15 protein-coding genes are annotated in these 21455 nt (G+C 40.2%); 6 read left to right on the forward strand and 9 right to left on the reverse strand.

Features of this window, described 5'->3' with window-relative positions:
- Nucleotides 1-10 precede the first annotated feature (10 nt).
- From dnaE to lpxB, 3 genes are read right to left on the reverse strand one after another with little or no spacing between them, the layout of a single operon-like run.
- Nucleotides 11-3502 carry a DNA polymerase III subunit alpha gene (dnaE, locus tag ABX891_RS12765; RefSeq protein WP_138488763.1) on the reverse strand — a complete coding sequence of 1164 codons (3492 nt, stop codon included), beginning with the start codon at nt 3500-3502 and terminating at the stop codon, nt 11-13.
- Between the two features lie 2 nt (nt 3503-3504).
- The gene (gene rnhB, locus ABX891_RS12770; RefSeq protein ID WP_165742995.1) at nt 3505-4107 is read right to left on the reverse strand and encodes a ribonuclease HII; all 603 of its coding nucleotides are present in this window, start codon (nt 4105-4107) and stop codon (nt 3505-3507) included.
- Nucleotides 4097-5254: a lipid-A-disaccharide synthase gene (gene lpxB, locus ABX891_RS12775; protein WP_197116721.1), complete on the reverse strand. Its 1158-nt coding sequence runs from the start codon at nt 5252-5254 to the stop codon at nt 4097-4099. Before lpxB ends, rnhB begins: the two co-directional genes overlap by 11 nt.
- Before the next feature lie 301 nt (nt 5255-5555).
- Here lpxB and ABX891_RS12780 point away from each other — a divergent pair, with 301 nt between their 5' ends.
- The 6 genes from ABX891_RS12780 to ABX891_RS12805 all read left to right on the forward strand — a co-directional run bounded on the left by ABX891_RS12780 (nt 5556) and on the right by ABX891_RS12805 (nt 14657).
- Nucleotides 5556-7139, forward strand: a complete 1584-nt coding sequence (locus tag ABX891_RS12780) for a cytochrome ubiquinol oxidase subunit I (RefSeq protein ID WP_354629672.1) — start codon at nt 5556-5558, stop codon at nt 7137-7139.
- Nucleotides 7136-8275, forward strand: coding sequence for a cytochrome d ubiquinol oxidase subunit II (cydB, locus tag ABX891_RS12785; protein ID WP_165742992.1), 1140 nt, complete (start codon nt 7136-7138; stop codon nt 8273-8275). Before ABX891_RS12780 ends, cydB begins: the two co-directional genes overlap by 4 nt.
- A 12-nt stretch (nt 8276-8287) precedes the next feature.
- Nucleotides 8288-8452, forward strand: coding sequence for a cytochrome bd-I oxidase subunit CydX (gene cydX / locus ABX891_RS12790; protein WP_002958303.1), 165 nt, complete (start codon nt 8288-8290; stop codon nt 8450-8452).
- The gene (cydD, locus tag ABX891_RS12795) at nt 8442-10235 is read left to right on the forward strand and encodes a thiol reductant ABC exporter subunit CydD (protein WP_354629673.1); all 1794 of its coding nucleotides are present in this window, start codon (nt 8442-8444) and stop codon (nt 10233-10235) included. Before cydX ends, cydD begins: the two co-directional genes overlap by 11 nt.
- Nucleotides 10228-11973: a thiol reductant ABC exporter subunit CydC gene (gene cydC / locus ABX891_RS12800; protein WP_354629674.1), complete on the forward strand. Its 1746-nt coding sequence runs from the start codon at nt 10228-10230 to the stop codon at nt 11971-11973. Before cydD ends, cydC begins: the two co-directional genes overlap by 8 nt.
- Before the next feature lie 707 nt (nt 11974-12680).
- On the forward strand, nt 12681-14657 hold the full coding sequence (locus ABX891_RS12805) for a pectate lyase family protein (RefSeq protein WP_354629675.1): 1977 nt from the start codon (nt 12681-12683) through the stop codon (nt 14655-14657).
- Nucleotides 14658-14718: 61 nt separating this feature from the next.
- Here the strand turns inward: ABX891_RS12805 and lpxA are convergent, their stop codons facing one another.
- The 6 genes from lpxA to rseP all read right to left on the reverse strand — a co-directional run bounded on the left by lpxA (nt 14719) and on the right by rseP (nt 21455).
- Nucleotides 14719-15489 (reverse strand): acyl-ACP--UDP-N-acetylglucosamine O-acyltransferase, encoded by a 771-nt coding sequence (lpxA, locus tag ABX891_RS12810; RefSeq protein ID WP_354629676.1) that lies wholly within the window; start codon nt 15487-15489, stop codon nt 14719-14721.
- A gap of 2 nt (nt 15490-15491) precedes the next feature.
- Nucleotides 15492-15944 (reverse strand): 3-hydroxyacyl-ACP dehydratase FabZ, encoded by a 453-nt coding sequence (gene fabZ / locus ABX891_RS12815; protein ID WP_002958310.1) that lies wholly within the window; start codon nt 15942-15944, stop codon nt 15492-15494.
- A 26-nt stretch (nt 15945-15970) separates the two neighbouring features.
- A complete protein-coding gene (gene lpxD, locus ABX891_RS12820; RefSeq protein ID WP_354629677.1) occupies nt 15971-16993 on the reverse strand; it encodes a UDP-3-O-(3-hydroxymyristoyl)glucosamine N-acyltransferase in 1023 nt (340 codons plus the stop codon).
- A gap of 7 nt (nt 16994-17000) precedes the next feature.
- Entirely contained in the window at nt 17001-17519 is a 519-nt protein-coding gene (locus ABX891_RS12825) for an OmpH/Skp family outer membrane protein (RefSeq protein ID WP_165742987.1), read from the reverse strand.
- 11 nt (nt 17520-17530) lie between these two features.
- Complete coding sequence (gene bamA, locus ABX891_RS12830; protein WP_354629678.1) at nt 17531-20002, reverse strand: outer membrane protein assembly factor BamA; 2472 nt, start codon at nt 20000-20002, stop codon at nt 17531-17533.
- Nucleotides 20003-20102: 100 nt separating this feature from the next.
- Nucleotides 20103-21455, reverse strand: a complete 1353-nt coding sequence (rseP, locus tag ABX891_RS12835; RefSeq protein ID WP_165742986.1) for a sigma E protease regulator RseP — start codon at nt 21453-21455, stop codon at nt 20103-20105.

Below are 21455 nucleotides of genomic sequence, written 5' to 3' on the forward strand. Positions count from 1 at the left end.
AACTACCTAATTAGTTAAATTCTAGTTCTACATCTTGCGCAGCCATTAGTGATAACTTATGGATTAAGTCGTCACTTGGCGTAACACACCATTCGATCCCAAGAGTTAATTGCGCCAACGCATCTGGACGTTGGTAATAAACCTTGATCGGACACGTTCCCATTTTATAGGGTTCGAGTACTTTTTGTAATTTATCGAAGAAACCTGCCTCGATTTGCACCATGTTCAGCGTCATTTTAATCGCTTTAATACGCTTTTCACGCGCTTGAGCAATGGTGTTTATTTCTCTGGCGGTCATTGTAATACCACCGGAGAAGTTATCAAAGCTGACCTGTCCAGATATTACCAAGATATTGTTAACTTGGAGCATATCTTGGTACTTTTCAAACTCGTCTGAATACAAGCGTACATCAATCCGTGCACTCTTGTCATCTAAAGTTACTAAGGCCCAACGATTTCCTTTTTTATTAATTAATACTCTAGAAGCAATAACTAAACCAGCTGCCGTTGCAAACACATCACGATTAGTTGGCTGTAAATCAACTATTTTTCCGCTAGTGTAATGCCTAAGCTCACGGCGGTACTGATTTATTGGATGCCCAGTTAAATAAAGGCCTAGCGTCTCTTTTTCGCCATCTAACCACTCGTTATCAGTAAGCCCTGTGGCTTTAATAAAAGCTTGTTCAACTTCATCAGGCTCAGTGGCTAATAAACCAAATAAGTCACTTTGTCCTAATTGCTCAGCTTTGTTGTGTTGATCGGCCGCACGCATAGCATCTTTTAAACTGGCTAGTAATGTAGCACGCCCAGATTGGGTTTTCTCTGGTCCTAATTGATCCAAAGCACCTGCGTAAATTAATTTTTCAGTAACACGTTTATTTAAGCGTTTTAAATCAACACGGGCACAAAAATCAAATAAATCTTTAAATGGGCCGCCTTTTGCACGCGCTTCTAAAATTGCTTCAACCGGAGCCTCACCTACGCCTTTTATCGCGCCAATGCCGTAAACAATTTCACCTTCAAGGTTTACTGTAAACTTAAACTCACCTGCATTTACGTCTGGTGGTAATAAGGTGAGCTTCATGTTTTCACATTCATCCACCAAAATAACTATTTTGTCGGTGTTATCCATATCGGCCGACATTACAGCAGCCATAAACTCTGCAGGATGATGCGTTTTCATCCACAATGTTTGATACGATACGAGTGCGTAAGCTGCTGAGTGAGATTTGTTAAAACCGTAACCTGCGAACTTTTCTACCAAGTCGAAGATTTTTATCGCAAGCTCGCCGTCAATGCCGTTATTTCTTGCGCCATCTTCAAATGTTGAACGCTGCTTTGCCATTTCTTCGGGTTTTTTCTTACCCATAGCACGACGCAGCATGTCGGCGCCACCTAGCGTGTAACCTGCCAGTACTTGCGCAATTTGCATTACTTGTTCTTGATACAAAATAATGCCGTAGGTTGGATCAAGTATTGGTTTTAAGCTTTCGTGCTGATACTGCGCATCTGGGTATGAGATTTCTTCGCGGCCCAGTTTTCGGTCGATAAAGTTATCTACCATGCCTGATTGCAGTGGACCTGGTCGGAACAAAGCCACAAGTGCAATCATATCTTCAAAGCAGTCGGGCTTAAGGCGGCGTACTAAGTCTTTCATACCACGCGACTCTAGCTGGAATACAGCGGTCGTTTCAGCGCGAAGTAACAACTCAATACTTTTTTTATCATCCAGTGGAATGGTGTTTATATCAACGGGGTCTTTACCTTGGCGCTTCATGCGCACATTGGTCATATCGACCGCCCACTGCAATATAGTCAGTGTACGTAAACCCAAGAAATCGAACTTAACTAAGCCGGCTGTTTCTACATCGTTTTTATCAAACTGTGTTACTGGAAACTTACCTTCGTCATCGCAATAAAGCGCAGCGAAATCGGTAATAGTGGTTGGCGATATTACTACGCCACCCGCATGTTTACCGGCATTACGTGTACACCCTTCAAGGATGCGACACATGTCGATTAAGTCTTTTACCTCATTGTCGCCATCGTAGGCTTCTTGCAAGCGCGGTTCTACATCAAATGCTTTGGCAAGTGTCATCCCGGGGTCACCCGGAATCAATTTTGAAATTCGATCAACAAACCCGTAAGGATGGCCAAGCACTCGCCCTACATCACGTATTACCGCCTTTGCAGCCATGGTACCAAAGGTAATAATTTGCGAAACCGCATCTCGACCATACAAAGCCGACACGTGATCAATTACTTCGTCTCGTCTATCCATACAAAAATCGACGTCGAAATCGGGCATTGATACACGTTCAGGGTTTAAGAATCGCTCAAAGAGTAAGTCAAACTCAAGTGGATCAAGGTCGGTAATTTTAAGCGCGTACGCAACTAACGAACCCGCACCTGAACCACGACCAGGTCCAACTGGAATATTATTATCTTTACTCCACTGAATAAACTCCATTACGATTAAGAAGTAACCTGGGAATCCCATTTGGTTGATTACACCGAGCTCAATTGCAAGACGCTCATCGTATTCAACACGTTTTACTTTTCTATCTTCTTCGTCGGGGAATAAAAACTGTAGTCGCTCTTCTAGGCCGTCTTGTGACACTTTAACTAAAAAGTCTTCAATTTTAAGCGAGCCGGTTGGGTAATCAGGTAAAAAGTAAGTACCTAATTGCACAGTTACATTACAACGCTTAGCGATTTCTACGGTATTTTGTAGGGCTTCTGGAATATCGCTAAACAACTCAGCCATTTGCTCAGGTGTTTTTAGATATTGTTCTTCAGAGAACCGTTTAGGGCGGCGCTTATCATCGAGCGTGTAACCGTCAAAAATAGCAACACGAATTTCGTGCGCTTCAAAGTTTTCGGGCTTTAAAAACACCACTTCGTTGGTGGCTACAACCGGTAGCTGCTCTTTAGCAGCAAGCTCTACCGCCATGTGTAAGTAATCTTCTTCAAGCGGTCGGTTGGTGCGAACAAGCTCTAGGTAGTAGTTATCGCTAAAATGCTGCTTATAAAAACTAACAACCGATTCAATTACAGTCGGATTATTTTTTAATAACGCTTTACCTAAGTCACCGTCTTTAGCGCCTGAGAGAATAATTAAGCCTGCTTTTAGCTCAACTAACCACTCGCGGTCAATCACAGGGCGATGAAATACATGCCCACGCTGATACGCTTTAGATATCAGCAAGGTAATATTTTTATAGCCGTCGTTGTCTTTGGCTAATATGGTTAAGCGGCTTGGCTCATCAGGAAACTCTGGGCTACGAACCCAAAAGTCAGCACCCACTATAGGTTTAATACCTGCGTTATGCGTGGCGCCATAAAAACGCACTAAACCACAAAAGTTCATTTGATCAGTAATTGCAATGGCTGGCATTTGCAGCTCTTGCGCTTTTGCGACTATTGGCTTTGTTTTAGCAAGGCCATCAACCATCGAAAAGTCTGAATGAACTCTTAAATGAACAAAATCAGGAGCAGCCATGCTTAGCCCTCACCATTGGCTTGCGCCAAAACGCGCTGCACAGGTTTAAAGCTTTTACGATGCTCGTCAATTGCACCGTACTGTTCAAGCGCTGCAAAGTGCGCTTTAGTGGGATACCCTTTGTGCCCTGCAAAACCATATTCTGGGTGGCGTTTATCAAGCTCAAGCATTTCGTCATCGCGCGCTACTTTAGCTAAAATAGACGCTGCTGAAATTTCGGCCACTAAGCTATCACCTTTAACAACAGCTTGTGCTGGCATAGTGAGTTTTGGCAAACGATTACCATCTATAAATACAAATTCAGGTTGTGTGCTTAATGCCTCCACTGCGCGACTCATGGCAAGCATCGTTGCGTGCAAAATATTTAACTCATCAATTTCTGTTGGACTGCAGCGTCCATACGCGTAGCACAATGCTTTTTCTTTTATTTCAATTGCAAGTGCTTGGCGTTTTTTATCCGTTAGTTTTTTAGAATCTGCTAAGCCTGCAATTGGTTTAGTGGGATCTAAAATGACGGCGGCAGTGACTACATCACCAACAAGCGGGCCGCGCCCTACTTCATCTACACCAGCAATTAAGGATACATTGGGTCTATCAATTTGCATTTATTAACTCCGCCACAGCATTGGCTGCTTGTTCGCTGGCATTTAATCTAATTTTTTCGTGAATAGCTAAAAAGCGTGCTTTTAGCTCTTTGTTATCTGTATTAAGCATAGGAGTAAGCGCATTGGTTAAATTAGCCACATTACACTCACTTTGTAAAAACTCAGGCACTAACTCTTCGTCGGCTAATAAATTAGGCAACGAAAAATACTTAATATTAAACGTAAATAAGGTTTTAAAAATCCAATAGCTCAACGGCTTTATTTTATAACCGACTACCATTGGCTTTTTATAAAGCATACCTTCAAGTGTTGCAGTGCCCGACGCTAATAAAATAGCATCAGCAGCTTGCATCGCTAATTTTGATTGTCCATCAAGCAGGTTAACATTAAGGTTTGGCGCGGTAGCGTTTAATATATCAGTAAACTGCGCTTTGCGTTTTTCGTTAACCAGTGGCACCACAATTTTAAGATTGGGGTTTTTAGCTTGCAGCTCTGCGGCTGTTTTAATGTAAGTCTCGCTTAGCAAACCAACTTCAGAGCCTCGACTACCGGGTAGTAGCGCCAGGACTTTGTCATCAAGGCTTAAGCCGAGTTCTTCACGTGCTTTAGTATCGTCGTGCTCAAGTGCAATGTCGTCAGCCAAGGTATGCCCCACAAATGTACATGGCACTTGGTGCTTATCGTAAAATTCTTTTTCAAATGGTAATAATGCTAACACTAAGTTAGTGGCTGCACTTATTGTATGTATACGCTTTTCGCGCCACGCCCAAACAGACGGACTTACATACTGTACTGTTTTAATGCCCGCATCTTTAAGTGGCTTTTCAACACGTAAGTTAAAATCGGGTGCATCTATACCAATAAATACATCAGGTGGGTTATCTACAAAATGCTGCACGAGTTGTTTACGTATTTTAAGCAAACGCGGCAAACGCCCTAGCACCTCAACAAGCCCCATTACCGAAAGCTCATCCATGTCGTAAAGTGTTTTACAGCCCTGCGCTTGCATTTTAGGTCCTGCTATTCCTTCAAAAATAGCGTCCGGAAAATGTTTTTTAAGGGCTTTAATTAAACCTTCACCTAAAATATCGCCCGACAGTTCACCTGCCACAATACCAATTCGTAGTTGTTTTTTATCTTTATTCATTTGATTTTATTTCACAAGTAAACCAGGCGTTCATGCTTGTTAGTTTACCGTGTTTTACTGTTTGGTTAAACGCTTTAAATAACTGGTTTTTTATTACCTAAGTTAAGGCTTTATGTTGTTTGTTTTTAATACTGATGTAGCATAGGAAATATATATTACGCTTTACTAATATGTATGTTGACAAAGATCGCACAAACGTAAATACTATTATAAACTTTCAGTAATTACTGAAAGTTTATTAAACCTTAACTTTGCCAATAAAATGTTGCCCTGTTAATCCGTCACTCTCAAGGAGTCAATAATGATAGATGAAACCTTTGTGGATCTATCGCGATTACAGTTTGCTGTTACCGCTCTCTTTCATTTCTTATTCGTACCGTTAACAATAGGTATGACCTGGATTTTAGTTATTATGGAATCGGTTTATGTTATGACCGGTCGCGAAATTTATCGTGATATGACTAAGTTTTGGGGAAAATTGTTTGGTATTAACTTTGCAATTGGTGTGGCAACAGGCCTTACCATGGAATTTGAGTTTGGTACTAACTGGTCTTATTACTCCCATTACGTAGGTGATGTTTTTGGGGCTCCCCTGGCTATTGAAGGTTTAATGGCATTCTTTTTAGAATCGACCTTTGTGGGTATGTTCTTTTTAGGCTGGGACAGGCTTTCTAAACGCCAACATTTAGGCGCGACCTTTTTAATGGCCATTGGTACTAACATGTCGGCGCTGTGGATTTTAATTGCCAACGGTTGGATGCAAAACCCAGTAGGCGCTGAATTTAACTATCAAACCATGCGCATGGAAATGACTAGTTTTGCAGAGCTTGTGTTTAACCCTGTAGCCCAAGTTAAGTTTATTCATACTGTATCGGCAGGTTATGTAGCTGCCTCTATGTTTGTATTGGGTATAAGCAGTTGGTATATATTAAAAGGCCGTGATTTAGCATTTGCTAAACGCTCTTTTTCAGTCGCTTCGGGCTTTGGTTTAGCGTCAATTTTATGTGTAATTTTACTCGGTGACGAATCAGGCTACGAAGTAGGCGAAGTCCAAAAAGTGAAACTTGCCACAATTGAAGCCGAATGGCACACAGAAGAAGCTCCGGCTGCGTTTACCGCATTTGGTTTTCCTGATTCAGAAGAGCAAGTAACACATGCGGCGGTTAAAATACCTTACGCACTTGGGTTAATTGCTACGCGCTCACTAGATGAGCAAGTAACGGGTATTAACGACCTAGAAAAACAACATGAAGTACGTATTCGCAACGGTATGATTGCTTATGAATACCTTACAAAACTCAGAAGCGGTGAAGATACGCCAGATAATATTGCCAAATTTAATACTCTAAAAGATGATTTAGGTTATGGCTTGCTACTTAAGCGCTACACACCTGATGTTGTAGATGCTACTGAAGAACAAATTCAAAAAGCTGTTAAAGACTCTTTTCCTAAAGTAGGCCCTATGTTTTGGTCATTTAGGATTATGGTTGCCTGTGGTGTGGCCATGCTAGGTGTATTTATATTGGCATTTTACTACAACGCACACCGCGTTATTGAGCAAAAACGCTGGTTGTTATGGGCTGCCGTATTGAGTATTCCACTACCTTGGATAGCGATTGAGTTTGGCTGGATTGTTGCCGAGTATGGTCGTCAACCTTGGGCTATATCTGAAATACTGCCGACCTTTTTAGCCACGTCGTCACTAACAGTAAACGATATTTTAATTAGCTTAACTGGGTTTATTGTTTTCTATACTGGTTTAGCCATTGTGGAAGGCTGGCTGATGATCCGCTTTGTTAAGCAAGGGCCAAGCTCGCTACATACTGGTAAGTATCATTTTGAATTACCAAACAAAGCGGATAAAACTGAAGGAGAGCAATCATGATTTTTGATTATGAAACATTAAAAATGCTTTGGTGGTTGATCATTGGTGTGCTGCTTATTGGTTTTGCTATTACCGATGGTATGGATATGGGCGTTGCTATGTTGCTTCGCCTAGTTGGTAAAACAGATTCAGAGCGCCGCACAGTAATAAACACAATTGGCCCACATTGGGATGGTAACCAAGTATGGTTTATAACGGCAGGCGGCGCGTTATTTGCGGCGTGGCCTATGGTTTATGCAGCTGCATTTTCGGGCTTTTACTTTGCCATGATGCTAGTACTATTTGCTTTGTTTTTTAGACCACTAGGGTTTGATTACCGCAGTAAAGTAGACTCAAAACGCTGGCGTAATAACTGGGATTGGGGTCTGCTTGCAGGCAGCGCAATTCCAGCATTAGTTTTTGGTGTAGCTTTTGGTAACTTATTTTTAGGCGTACCATTTAATATTGATAACTTAATGCGTGTTAGCTACCAAGGTTCATTTTTTGGTTTACTTAACCCGTTTGGTTTGCTTGCTGGTTTAGTGAGTATCACTATGCTAATTGCTCATGCTGGTATGTGGTTACAGCTTCGTACAGCTGATGCAGTAGCAGAACGCTCAGGGCAATATGGTCGTTATTCACTGATTGTGTTTATTATACTGTTTGCAGGCGCTGGTTTTTGGGTTGCTAATTTAACGGGTTACCAAATTGTATCTATGCCTGATACACAAAGTCATGCAGATCCATTAGCTAAAGTAGTAACAACAGCCCAAGGCGCGTGGCTTAGCAATTACAGTGAACGCCCATGGACTATGACCTTTCCTATTTTAGCGTTTGTAATGGCACTAAGTGCGCTATTGTTTTCTAAATCGAACAAACCAGCACTTGGACTTATTTCAACAAGCTTAATGTTAATTGGCGTGATTATGACGGCCGGTGTTTCACTGTTCCCATTTATTATGCCATCAAGCAACAATCCAAATATTAGCTTAACAATTTGGGATGCGGTATCGAGCCATAAAACGCTCAATGTAATGTTTGTTGCAGTGTGTATTTTTGTTCCACTTATTTTAACTTACACCACTTGGTGTTATGTAAAAATGTGGCGCAGAGTAACGGTTGAAGAAATTGAAAACAACACTCACGGTAGCTACTAAGGAGACTAAACTATGTGGTATTTCGCTTGGATTTTAGGTGTACTTTTGGCCTGTACCTTAGGTGTAATAAATGTAATGTGGTACGAATTTCATCAAAATAAAAACAGCATTGCTGATGATGAACAAGCCATGCACGATTTATTAAACGATGCTAACAACACAAAAGATGACGACTAACCCCCGACCAGATCGCGCGCAGCAGCAATCACTGCGCGCTTTTTTAAAGCGTCAAAGTAAACCCGCTGCAGTGTGGTTAAAGTTAAGCATAGCACTGGGTACCTTTAACGCATTACTGATGATTGCAGGTGCTTATTTACTTGCGCAAACTATTCACAACGTTATGTTTGAAGGTAATAATTTAGCCCAAGTTACTCATTTATTATGGCCCTTAGCAGGCATTATTTTATTGCGCGCGGTGTTTTTAGCGTTAAGCGAACGCTTGAGTGCATATGCTGCACTTAAAATAAAATCGGCTATGCGCCAAACACTTCTAAATAAGCTCAGCTTACTTGGGCCAAGCTATATAGAACAACACGGCCAAGGCGCTACATTAAATACCCTACATAATGGCGTAGAAGCACTCCACGACTATTATGCTAAATACCTACCTGGTGCTGCTTACAGCGCGCTTATTCCGCTGGCAATATTAGTTGTTATTTTTCCGACAGATTATAAAGCTGGGCTGATATTTTTATTAACCGCCCCGCTCATTCCTTTTTTCATGATTTTAGTAGGCTCAAAAGCCGAAGCTTTAAACCAAAAACGCTGGAAGCAACTTGCTGTACTGGGCAATTACTTTTTTGACCGCGTACAAGGTTTAACTCAACTCAAGCTATTTAATGCAACACGTACCGAGCTTAAACAAATAGCTAAAATTTCAGATGATTTTAGACACGCTACACTCGATGTTTTAAAAATCGCGTTTTTATCATCATTTGCACTTGAGTTTTTAGCCACCATTAGCGTGGCATTAGTCGCAGTAATTATTGGTTTTAGACTGTTTTTTGGCACTCTTGATTTTGCTACTGGCTTTGTGGTGCTACTTTTAGCGCCTGAATTTTATTTACCACTGCGCCAGCTAGGTAGCCATTACCATGCACGTTTACAAGGTATTAGTGCGGCGGCCGATATGGTTGCGATTTTAAATGCCCCACTGCCAAGTGACGAAAATGCGTCAGTAACTACAAGCGCACCTGAAAACAATTTAACTTTAAATACAATTAATTCAATAAGTATTACCGACCTTAATTTTATATACCCTGGTAGTAACGAAGGGATTAAAAATATAAATTTAACATTGCCAAATAAAGGCTTAATTGCAGTTGTGGGCAGTAGTGGCTCAGGTAAAAGTACGTTGTTTGATTGTCTATTAGGGTTTCACCCTGAGGTGATTAACAACCTATCTATTAATGATCAGAGTTTAAGTACAACCGATATTACTTACTTGCAAAATAATATTGCATGGATACCACAACAAGCGACGCTATTTTACGACACCATTGCTGCCAACATTAAATTGGCCAAACCCACTGCCACACAGCAAGAGCTTGAACACGCGGCAAAACAAGCTGGTGTGCTTGAATTTATTAATACCCTACCCGATGGTTTTAACACGCTGATAGGTGAGCAAGGCGAAGGGCTTTCTGGCGGTCAAAAACAACGTATTGCACTGGCTCGCGCATTTATAAAACAAGCACCAGTCTTAGTGCTTGATGAGCCCACTGCGCACCTTGATAGCCAAACAGAGCTGCTTATTCAAGATGCTATTAATGAATATGCTAAAAACAACTTAGTGTTAGTTATTGCCCATAGATTAATTACCGTTAAACATGCCAACAATATCATTGTGATGCACGATGGAAAAATAGCTGAGCAAGGTCACTTTGAAACACTTGCAGCGCAAAATGGTGCATTTGCTGACTTACTAAAAACGGCTGAACAAGGGGTGGCGCATGCGTAATTTTATTCGCTTATTAAAGCTTTGTGCTCCTCATTACAAAGCTATGCTATTGGGTACATTTTTAGCAACGATTACGGTATTAGCTAATGTGGGCCTGTTGGCTATATCTGGCTGGTTTTTAGCATCAATGGCCGCTGCTGGTATTGCGGGCGTACAAATGAATTATTTTACTCCTGCCGGCACGATTCGTTTTTTAGCAATTGTGCGAACAGCATCGCGCTATGGCGAACGCCTAGTTACTCATAACGCCACGTTTTTATTACTAAGTGAAATACGTACCAATGTCTTTGCAACGTTAAGTAAGCTTAACAATGTTGATTTAGCAATGAGCCGCAGCGCTGATTTAGTTAACCGATTACAAAACGATGTAGACGCACTCGATAAATTTTATTTAAACGTTTTACTTCCTATGCTGGTCGCTCTTTTAAGTGTGCCAATCATCATGCTGTTTATGTCGGCCTATAATGGCAACGTCGCCCTTATTTGCTTTACTGGCATTATACTTATTGGTGTGGTTATACCTGCCCTACTCAGCGCAAAGCTCACTAAAAACAGCCATAAAGAAACACAACTGAGTGCACAACTTCGCTCTGAGCTTTCAGATACACTTACAGGCCTTAGAGAGCTTAGTATTTATCAAGCCCGTTCGCAGCAACTTAATAAGTGCGACGAATTAAGCGAGCAGTACAATCAGCAATTATTTATTCGCCACAAAGCACTGGCAAACTCAGATGGATTAAGCTTGTTGGTTGTTCAATTAGCCATGCTTGCTAGCATAGTAACCATTGTCCCACTGGTTTACGCAAGCAGTATGGTAAATGTAGAACTTGCTATGTTAAGTTTGTTTGTACTGGCAAGCTTTGAAAGCGTATTACTACTACCCAACGCGTTTATAGAGCTTCCAAGTGTTTTAAAAGCAGCAGAGCGATTGTTTACACTTGAAGATAAAGCAGCTAGTTCGCAAATTGAAAGTAAACATGTAGACATTGATGAAAACTTTAGCGCGCAAAATCACACGTTAGTACTTAACAATATTAGCTACCAATATGGTGAACAAACAGCGCTAACTAATATCAGTTTTGAACTAATGCCTCAGCAAAAGGTAGCAATTGTAGGTAGAAGCGGCAGCGGTAAAACGACGCTTGTAAATTTACTTACTGGTTTATGGCCTTTGCAACAAGGCAGCATAACGCTAAACAATCAAAATAGCGTTGTTGACTTACATTCGTTAAATAATGATATACGCGCAAGTGTGATAAATATATTAGCTCAGCAGCACCATATTTTTGATGGAACATTAAGTGAAAACTTACGTTATGCCGCGCCAAATGCAACTAAAGAGCAAATGATTGAAGCGCTCTCATTAGCGCAATTAAGCCCATGGTTTAATGAACTAAAAGAAGGTTTAAAAACACGATTAGGCACTGGCGGGCGTAATGTGTCGCAAGGTCAGTCTAGACGTATAGCTATTGCACAAGCATTACTTAAAAGTCCGGCTATTTTAGTTCTTGATGAACCAACAGAAGGTCTTGATAATCAGTCTAAGCAAGGGGTAATGCAAGCAATAATGCATGTTATGAATAACGCGAGCGTGCTCACAATTACGCACGATCCCGCTCTACTTGCTCAAATGGATAATGTTGTATGGTTGGAAGGCGGTAAAGTAGTCGCACAAGGCTCTCATAAAGAGCTCATTGGCACTTATCCCAACTATGTTGCGCTCACTACTCGGTTTTAGTTAAAGTCACCTGAACTTTGGATAATAAATCCTTTAACCAGGGTTCAGGTTGAATAAATCCCTACATCTGCACTATTTTAACATCAGAAAATAAAAGGCAATTTCACTAAGTAACCTGAACTCTGGATAATAAATTTAAATATCACCATAACTCAATACGTTAGTAAACTTCTTAACCAGGGTTCAGATTAAGTAACAATTCCATTTTTAGTTTTTTCAGTTAAACAGTACTGCTTAAACCAACCTGCATAAATTTTTGAGCAATTTAACAAATTAAATTGCCCCTGGGCAAAACCGTACGAGCAGCGCATGTTTACCATTTATTCTACGTTATCGCCTATTTATGGAGAATAACCATACTACATAGGCCCTGTCTTGTCTAAACACCAAGCTTACTGCTGTAAGTTCAGCCTCGAAAGATAAACAGGCCCAAAATGAAGTATTTCTTAATCGATTACAAAAAAATACTGTGATTACAAATATACACACTTTCTTAAATGCATGATATTTATACGTTATTTTATTGTTAATTAATTATTACAAAAAAGATCGATTCATCTAATCCTTTTTACTTATTGTTATTATTATTATTTAAAGTGAATATGCCACCGGTGGCATTTGTAGTTCAAGAATAAAACTTGTTAATGATCACTGCAGTCTTAAATACAAAAGTTTTTACACTGAAAACCATTTTAATTGGAGTTAAAATGAAAAAAACTAATATTTTAAAATACTCTTTACACACAACTGCAATATTAGCCGCAATTTATGGCGGCAGTGCCCTAGCTGCAAATGCATCTGGATATGCTTCAACAAACGGTAATACAACAGGTGGTGCCGGTGGTGATGTAGTATATGCAACAACAGGAACCCAAATACACCAAGCTTTATGTAATCGTGCATCGAGTGATACACCAATTATCATTCAAGTTGAAGGCACAATTAATCATGGTAATACAAGCAAGGTATCTGGTGATAGCTGTAACACTGGTCCTGACTTAATTGAACTAAAAGAAATTAGTAACGTTTCTATTATTGGTGTTGGCAGTGGTGCTTTATTTGACCAACTCGGTATCCATATTCGTTCTTCGTCAAACATTATTATTCAAAATGTTCATGTACGAAATGTAAAAAAATCAGGCTCACCAATCTCAAACGGAGGTGATGCAATTGGTATGGAATCTAATGTTCGAAATGTATGGGTTGACCATGTAACACTTGAAGCAAGTGGTGGTGAAAGCAGTGGCTATGATGCACTTTTTGATATGAAAAATAATACAAAATACGTAACTTTATCTTATAGCATTTTGCGTAATTCAGGTCGAGGTGGTTTGGTTGGCTCGAGCGACAGCGATGATGCTAATGGCCCTGTAACATTCCATCATAACTACTATCAAAATATAAATTCACGAACCCCCTTACTCAGACATGCAACAGCCCATGCTTATAATAACTACTATAGTGGCATACAGTCATCTGGGATGAATCCACGCATAGGTGGTAAAATACGTGCAGAAAATAACTACTTTCAAGACTCTAAAGACCCACTAGGTACTTTTTACACTAACGATATGGGATATTGGCAAGTAAGCGGTAATATCTGGGACAATATTGATTGGTCTGAAGATGAAAGTAAGCTTCACCCAGCAGGCCCAAATCCTTCATCAACTACTTCTATTAGCATACCTTATAACTATCAACTGGATAATACTCAGTGTGTTCCTGCAATTATTGCAGCAACCGCAGGTGCAAATAAGGGCTTAAAAGAGTCCAATGGTGAATGTGGTACGACTGAGCCCACAGATCCAACTGAGCCTACTGAACCAACAAATCCACCTGAGCCGACTCCTTCAGGGGAAAATCTTGCTTTGGCTGCAGGTGTAGATGGCAGCTCTAAAGCCAGCGGTACAAGTTATGGTAATGTTAAAGATGGAGATACATCCACTTACTGGTCGCCAAATTCATCTACTGGCACAATAAATATTAAAAACTTAAATACGACAATTAATGCTGTAAAGATTATTGAAGCGTCAGGTGCTCAAGGAAATATTACTTCATGGTCGCTGGTTAATTACGATACAGGCACAACGCTCGCTAATGGCGGGGCTGTACCTAATGTAATCACCTTTTCGAGTGTAAATTTGTCAAAAGTCAGTTTTGTTATTAACTCTTCAAACTCAACACCGAGAGTTGCTGAATTTGAGGTTTACAATGGCTATAACGACTCAGGTAGTTCAGTCACTAATACCCTAGTTAATGGCGTATACAGGGTTACACCTAAGCACAGTGCTAAATCACTTGATGTAGCTAATTGTGCAAATAGCAATGGTGCTAACATATCGCAATGGTCATGGTTAAATAACGATTGTCAAAAATTCAATATATCAACGGTCGATGGTATTTGGCATAGAATTTCACCAGTTAATGCTCCATCGAAGGGCCTTGATGTAGCCGCTAACTCAACGGTTAATGGTGCAAACATTGCTCTGTACACATATACCGGTAGTTATAATCAACAATTTAGATTCCAAGCCGCAGGTACAGGAAAATGGCGGATAATAAATCGTAATAGTGAACTTTGTTTTGATATTGAGGGAAATAAAGCAAATGACGGAGCAAATCTATTGCAATGGACTTGCAGCGCTGGATCTGAAAATCAAATGTTTGAACTAACGCGACAGTAAACTTTAATAATAAAAAACCACCTTCGATTTCTCTAAGGTGGTTTTTTTAATTAAGAAGCCGTTATCTTACAATACCGCGCTCAGAACCTTTAACAAAGTCGACCATCAATTTCACAGCAGGGTACTTTGCAGCATCTTCACTAAGCGATTCAATCGCTTCGTCTGCACCGAAGCTTTTACGATAAAATGCTTTGTATGCACGGCGTACAGCCATAATTTCATCACTTTCGAAACCACGACGTTTCATGCCTTCTTTATTGATAGCGGCAGGACCTGCTGGCATACCAATGGTAGTAACAAAAGGTGGTACATCTTTGTTAACACCTGAATACATACCAATAAAGGCATGTGCACCAATTTTACAAAACTGATGAACTCCCGAATTACCACCTAAGATAACCCAGTCGCCTACATGTACATGGCCGGCCACACTTGCATTGTTAGCAAAAATTACGTTATCGCCAATTACTGCATCATGTGCAACGTGTGTATAAGCCATAAATAAGTTATTACTACCAATTTTAGTAACGCCTTGGTCTTGAATTGTACCACGGTGAATAGTGGCACATTCACGGATAACATTGTTATCACCCATGATTAATGTGGTTGGCTCGTTGTTGTATTTTTTGTCTTGGCAGGCTTCGCCCACAGACGCAAACTGAAAAATATGATTGCCAGAGCCAATAGTTGATGGCCCTTTAACAACAACATGAGACTCAATAATACAGTTATCACCGATAACAACATCATTGCCAATATAACTATACGGACCAACTGAGACATTGTTGCCTAGTTTAGCGCCAGGTTCGATTATTGCTGTAGAATGGATCACTATTAAAACTCTCTTCTCGCACACATAATTTCGGCACTACATACAACTTTGCCGTCGACTCTAGCTTCTGCAGCAAACTTCCAAATGTTGCGACGTTCTTTTAAAAACTCAACATGAAGATGCATTGTATCACCAGGAATTACAGGTTGTTTAAAACGTGCGTTATCAACAGCAGCAAACAAATACAATTCGTTTTCGCTACGATTTTCTACTGTTTTAAAACCTAATAAACCCGTTGCTTGCGCCATTGATTCTAATATTAGCACACCAGGAAAAATTGGCTGATTTGGAAAGTGCCCAGTAAAAATTGGTTCATTTATAGAAACATTTTTAATAGCATGTAAAGACTTGCCAGGTGTAAAATCAATAACACGATCAATTAATAGCATCGGGTAACGGTGCGGTAATAAACTTAAAATTTCTTGAATATCAAGGCTATTTAATTCGTTTGCCAAAATAGCATCCTTATTAGTGTTCAACGTTATGACTTAGCCAATGCTTCCAGCGCTTTAAGACGAGATTTCATGTCTGAAAGGTTACGCAAGTGAGCTATTGATTTACGCCATTCTTTGTTTGTTGTATGGGGCATACCAGATGAGTAAATACCTGGTTCGGTGATTGATTTTGTCACCATACTCATGCCGGTAATTATAACACCATCACATACAGACATGTGACCATTAATTGCAACCATGCCACCAATTTGACAGTTTTTACCAATGGTAACGCTTCCTGCAAGTACGGTGCAGCCCGCGATTGCGGTGCCTGAATTAACTTCAACGTTGTGCGCTATTTGACACTGATTATCGATAATAACATTGCTATGAATGATGGTATTGTCCAGTGCGCCACGATCGATTGTGGTACTTGCACCTATTTCAACTTTATTACCTATGATCACAGAGCCAAGCTGAGGTATTTTTACCCACTGCCCGCGTTCGTTCGCATAACCAAACCCATCACTACCTACAACACTATTTGCTTGAAACAAACAATCTGAACCAATTTCAACATCGTGATAAATAGTCACACTAGGCCAAAGCTTAGTGCCAGAGCCTATTTTAACACATTCGCCGATAAAACTGTTCGGACCAATTTGCGCGTTGTCACCAATCACTGCATTAGCTTCAATGACTGCGTTAGCACCAATTGCGGCGCTGTCACTAACAATAGCTGTTGAATGAACAGTTGCACTTGGATGAATACCTGTAGATGCTGATCGTGGCGTCGTATCCATAAATTGCGCTAATTTTGCGTAACTTACATACGGATTAGCAACAATAACTTTGCTACCACTAAAGTACTCTGCATCGGCTTGGCTTACTATTACAGCGCTAGCTTGAGTGGTCTCAAGTTGCGTGCGATATTTTGAGTTCGCTAAAAATGCAATATGCCCAGAATGGGCATTTGCAAGTGTCGCTATTTTTTTTATTTCTAAAGCGCCATCACCCTGAAGTTCGGCGCCTAGAAGTTCCGCAATTTGCGAAAGCGTATAATTTTGCATAGAGTGATTATTTCTTACTAACAGCGGCTACAACTTTAGATGAAAGATCAGTCACTTCTTTAGGGTTAAAGTAAATTGTTGTGTCTTTTACTTTAACTTCGTCGAAGTCACCATCTTTAGCAATCTCTTCAATTGTTTTGATGATTACACCTTGAACTTTAGCAAGCTCTTGGTTTTGACGTGCTTTAATTTCTTGCTCTAAAGGACGCCCTTGTTCAGCAAGATTTTTTTGCATGCCCTGAATTTTTTCACGTAATGTATCTTTTTGAGCTTGGCTCATAGTTGTACTTTCACGTTTAAATTTTTCAGCTTCAAAACGAATATCGCCTTGTAGCTTTTCAAGCTCTTGACGGCGCTCAGCAAACTCAGTTTGTAAAGACTGTTCAATTTTAGCCATTTGAGGAATTTGCTTGTAGATTTCTTGCATGTCAACAATACCTACTTTATGTGCAAGTGCACTCGCAGAAGTACCCATCATTAAAGTTGCTAAAACTGCTACAGCTGTTGATTTAAATAATTTAGTCATAAAAAACTCCTTTAAAAAGTGTTACTAATGTTAAAGCTGATGGTTTTCGTATCGTCATCTTCTTCTTTTTGCAATGGATACGCAAAACTGATCAGCATTGGACCCATTGGAGAGATCCATTGTAATGAAAGACCGGTTGACACCCTAAAGCGCATAGGGTCTGAATAGTCATCTAATTTAGCACGCTCATCTGGTGCTAGGTTTTGGAAACGGTCTACATTAAACTCTGTATCCCATACGTTAGCAGCATCAACAAAGAAGCTCGTACGTACAGAGCTGGTATTTTCTTCATCTAAGAATGGCGTAGGAACAATTAGCTCCATACCTGCCACTGCTTTAGCATTACCACCAATACGGCCTTGTGGCACTAGAATATCAAATTCTGATGCGCCACCAATGCTACCGGTTGTAGTACCGTCTGCACCTGGCGTACCTGGAATAGACTGCGGTATACGCGATACAGCACGTGGTAATATTGTATTACGGTCAAAGCCACGTAGTTCCATTTCCGTTATACGGAAGTACTCTTGGAATGGAAGTGTTTGCTCATACCCGTTTGTAGAACCATAACCATTACCATAACCAAGTGCTGCACGCGTCGAGAATACCCAACGGTGGTCATTTGATATAGGCCAGTAAAAACGCGAATCGTAATTCAGTTTAAAGTACTGAAGATCTGAGTTAGGCGTTGTTGCTGTTAAGTTTAGAGTTTGACGCGAACCCGCTGTTGGGAATAAACCACGGTTAACGGTGATACGCGACCAACCAACACTCAGCTCATACTTAGTAAAGTCAAAGCCTGCATCTGGGTTATCTGGATCTAAGAATGTTTCACGAAGTACACGCGTTTGCTCGTACTCTGCAATATCCGAAAGCTCTTCTTTAATCCAACGGGCGCCAAAGTTAACACGATTTACAGCATCAATTGGAAAACCAATATTTGTGCCTAAACCATAACTTTTCGATTTATATTCAACAAGGCTAAATTTACTTGCATCGTAGTTTCTGTAAAAGATGCTACTGCCTTGCGATACACCATCTGGCGTAAAGTATGGGTCTGTGTACGATAAGCTTAAGCTTTCAGAACCTGTAGACGTATTAAGGTTTAAACCAATTTGGTTACCTGTACCTAAAAAGTTAGATTCTGTTACACCAATATTAAACTGCAGACCTAAGTAAGAACCATAAGCAAGACCAGCATTAAAGCTACCTGCAGATTGCTCTTTTACAGTAAAGTCTACATCTACTTGGTCATCCACACCCGGTACAGGCACTACGTTAAAATCAACAGTTTCCATATAAGGCAAACGTTGAATTTGCAGTTTTGAACGCTCAAGGTTTTGATTAGATAACCATGCGCCTTCAAGTTGTGTCATTTCACGACGAAGTACTTCATCTGCCGTATTTTGGTTACCGCCAACAATAATACGACGAACGTATACACGCTTACCTGGATTAACCGATAGTGTTAATTGTACTTCTTGCTTTTCGTCGTCAATTTCTGGAATTGTACGCACTTCAGCATTAGCGTAACCAAAACGTGCTAAGTAGCTTTTAATAAACTCTTCAGATGAAGTAACTACAGAACCGTTATAAAGCTCACCCGCTCTAAGTGGGATAACACTTTTAATTAAGTCTTCACGGCCAAGCAAGTCACCAATAAAGTCAAAACCTTTAACTTTATATTTTACGCCTTCAGTTAAGTTAGCTGTAACGTAAACTGATTCACGTTCAGGGCTCACTGAAACTTGCGTTGAGTCGATATTAAAACGTAGGTAACCACGGTCTAAATAATAACTACGAATTTTTTCTAAATCGCCTTCAATGGTTTGCTTTTGGTAACGGTCGCTACCCATAAACTGCCACCAAGGTAAATCTTGCTGAGATTCAGCAAGCTTAAGAAGCTCTTCATTAGAAAAAAGTTCATTACCCACTAAGTTAATTTGGCGGATAGAAGCAGCATCACCTTCATCAAACTCTAACTTAAGTTTAACGCGGTTACGTGGCAACTTAGTAATACTGATATCTACTTTAGCGTTGTATTTACCAATACTGTGGAAAAACTCAACTAAACCTTTTTCGATACTATCGATAACGGTTTTATCAAGTGGTTCACCTTGGCGAATATCTTGCTGATCAAGAGACTCATTAAGCTGCTCGTCTTTAATGTCTTTATTGCCTTCAAACTCAATGAAGCTGATGGTAGGACGTTCCGTTACTTTAAAAATAACGTTGTTGCCATCACGAAGGGCTTTTATGTTATCAAAGTGCCCAGAACGATAAAGTGACTTTATTGTTTTTGAAATCGTATAGTCATCAACATTATCGCCTACGTTAATAGGAATATGTGTTAGCGCTGCACCAAGTGCTACACGCTGTAAACCTTCAACTTTCAGGTCTTCAACAATAAAGGAGTTTTGGCCTAGGGCTGCAAAACTTGCACCCAATAAACTTGTTACTGCCAAATGTTTTTTTATAGCCATTTTATTATCTTTATCCTTTACAACTGTATTACCGCATAACACCCTACTAAAGTGGTGCTTTACAATCGTGTTCTAATTAGTAATTTGCCACGCTGTAAAACTACAAACGCGATACATCATTGAACAAAGCGAAACATGTTAGAAAAATGAGCAACAAGGCGCCCACTTTAAAACCAAACTCTTGTGTCTTTTCAGAGACCGGCTTTTTACGAAAAAGTTCAATTATGTAATACATTAAGTGTCCACCATCAAGCACTGGTAAGGGTAATAAATTAAATACACCCAAGTTAACGCTTATTAAGGCTAAAAAGCTTAAAAAGGCCACTAACCCATAGCTTACGCTAGTTCCAGCGCCTACTGCAATGCCCACGGGGCCACTTAAATTCTTAACCGAAACCTGGCCTGTAATTAAATTACCAATCATATCAAAACTGAGTGTAATTAAGCGCCACGTTTCTTTTGTGCCTCGCACGATACTATCGAGCGGGCCGTAATGTCTAGTCTCTACATAACCATCAGGCCATTGCTGTACAACAGGAGCAACGCCTAAAAAGCCTTGCTCAATACCGTTATTATCAATGCGCCCTTTAGGGGTTACTGTAATGGCTTTTATAGTATCTTGTCTTTTTACACTAAATTGTAAAGATTTGTTAGCTGATTGCGTAATAAGATTAACTAATTGCTGCCAATTGCTTATTGTTTCACCATTTACAGCCAAAATTTTGTCATTAACTTGTAAATTAGCGTGTTCTGCAGCTGAATCTTTAGTCACCGCGGCAATTGTTAAAGTGGCTTGAGGTCTAAACGGTACAATACCTAACGAGCTTAGTGGTGGCACGTCTTGCTGATCTAGTTTCCACCCCTCTAAATTAAGCGTTTTAACACGTGGTTGAAGGTTTTTATCGCGCACTATCACTTCAACGCTTTCTTCACCTAAATTAGACATAAGTGCAAACGTGGCATCTTGCCATGTCGTTATATCATCATCACCAATTTTTATAATATGTTGAGAAGGCATAATGCCCGCTTGCTCTGCCCGGCTACCCTCGGTAATGCTACCTACCACAGGCTTTACCGACTGCACACCCACCATATACATTACAGCAAGAGCAAAAATGGCAAACAAAAAGTTGGCCATTGGACCCGCTGCAACTATGGCAATACGTGCATGTACAGATTTAGCGTTAAACGACAAGTGACGTTGGTTTGCCGGCACGTCATCAACACGCTCATCAAGCATTTTTACATAACCGCCTAATGGAATAGCCGCAATCACATATTCGGTATTATATTTATCGTGCCATTTTAACAATGGCTTACCAAAGCCAATTGAAAAACGCAGCACTTTAACGCCCATTTTTCGTGCAACCCAAAAATGGCCATATTCATGTATGGCCACTAAAATACCAAGCGCTAAAATAAATGAGCCAAGATTCCAAAAAAAATCAAACAT

This window comes from Pseudoalteromonas sp. NCIMB 1079 (assembly GCF_040567695.1).
Taxonomy (GTDB): Bacteria; Pseudomonadota; Gammaproteobacteria; order Enterobacterales; family Alteromonadaceae; genus Pseudoalteromonas; species Pseudoalteromonas distincta.

Excerpts from the sequence above, each read along its gene's own strand:
- dnaE (WP_138488763.1), bottom strand. The coding sequence starts at position 3,502 with ATGGCTGCTCCTGATTTTGTTCATTTAAGAGTTCATTCAGACTTTTCG.
- rnhB (WP_165742995.1), bottom strand. The coding sequence starts at position 4,107 with ATGCAAATTGATAGACCCAATGTATCCTTAATTGCTGGTGTAGATGAA.
- lpxB (WP_197116721.1), bottom strand. The coding sequence starts at position 5,254 with ATGAATAAAGATAAAAAACAACTACGAATTGGTATTGTGGCAGGTGAA.
- ABX891_RS12780 (WP_354629672.1), top strand. The coding sequence starts at position 5,556 with ATGATAGATGAAACCTTTGTGGATCTATCGCGATTACAGTTTGCTGTT.
- cydB (WP_165742992.1), top strand. The coding sequence starts at position 7,136 with ATGATTTTTGATTATGAAACATTAAAAATGCTTTGGTGGTTGATCATT.
- cydX (WP_002958303.1), top strand. The coding sequence starts at position 8,288 with ATGTGGTATTTCGCTTGGATTTTAGGTGTACTTTTGGCCTGTACCTTA.
- cydD (WP_354629673.1), top strand. The coding sequence starts at position 8,442 with ATGACGACTAACCCCCGACCAGATCGCGCGCAGCAGCAATCACTGCGC.
- cydC (WP_354629674.1), top strand. The coding sequence starts at position 10,228 with ATGCGTAATTTTATTCGCTTATTAAAGCTTTGTGCTCCTCATTACAAA.
- ABX891_RS12805 (WP_354629675.1), top strand. The coding sequence starts at position 12,681 with ATGAAAAAAACTAATATTTTAAAATACTCTTTACACACAACTGCAATA.
- lpxD (WP_354629677.1), bottom strand. The coding sequence starts at position 16,993 with ATGCAAAATTATACGCTTTCGCAAATTGCGGAACTTCTAGGCGCCGAA.
- ABX891_RS12825 (WP_165742987.1), bottom strand. The coding sequence starts at position 17,519 with ATGACTAAATTATTTAAATCAACAGCTGTAGCAGTTTTAGCAACTTTA.
- bamA (WP_354629678.1), bottom strand. The coding sequence starts at position 20,002 with ATGGCTATAAAAAAACATTTGGCAGTAACAAGTTTATTGGGTGCAAGT.
- rseP (WP_165742986.1), bottom strand. The coding sequence starts at position 21,455 with ATGTTTGATTTTTTTTGGAATCTTGGCTCATTTATTTTAGCGCTTGGT.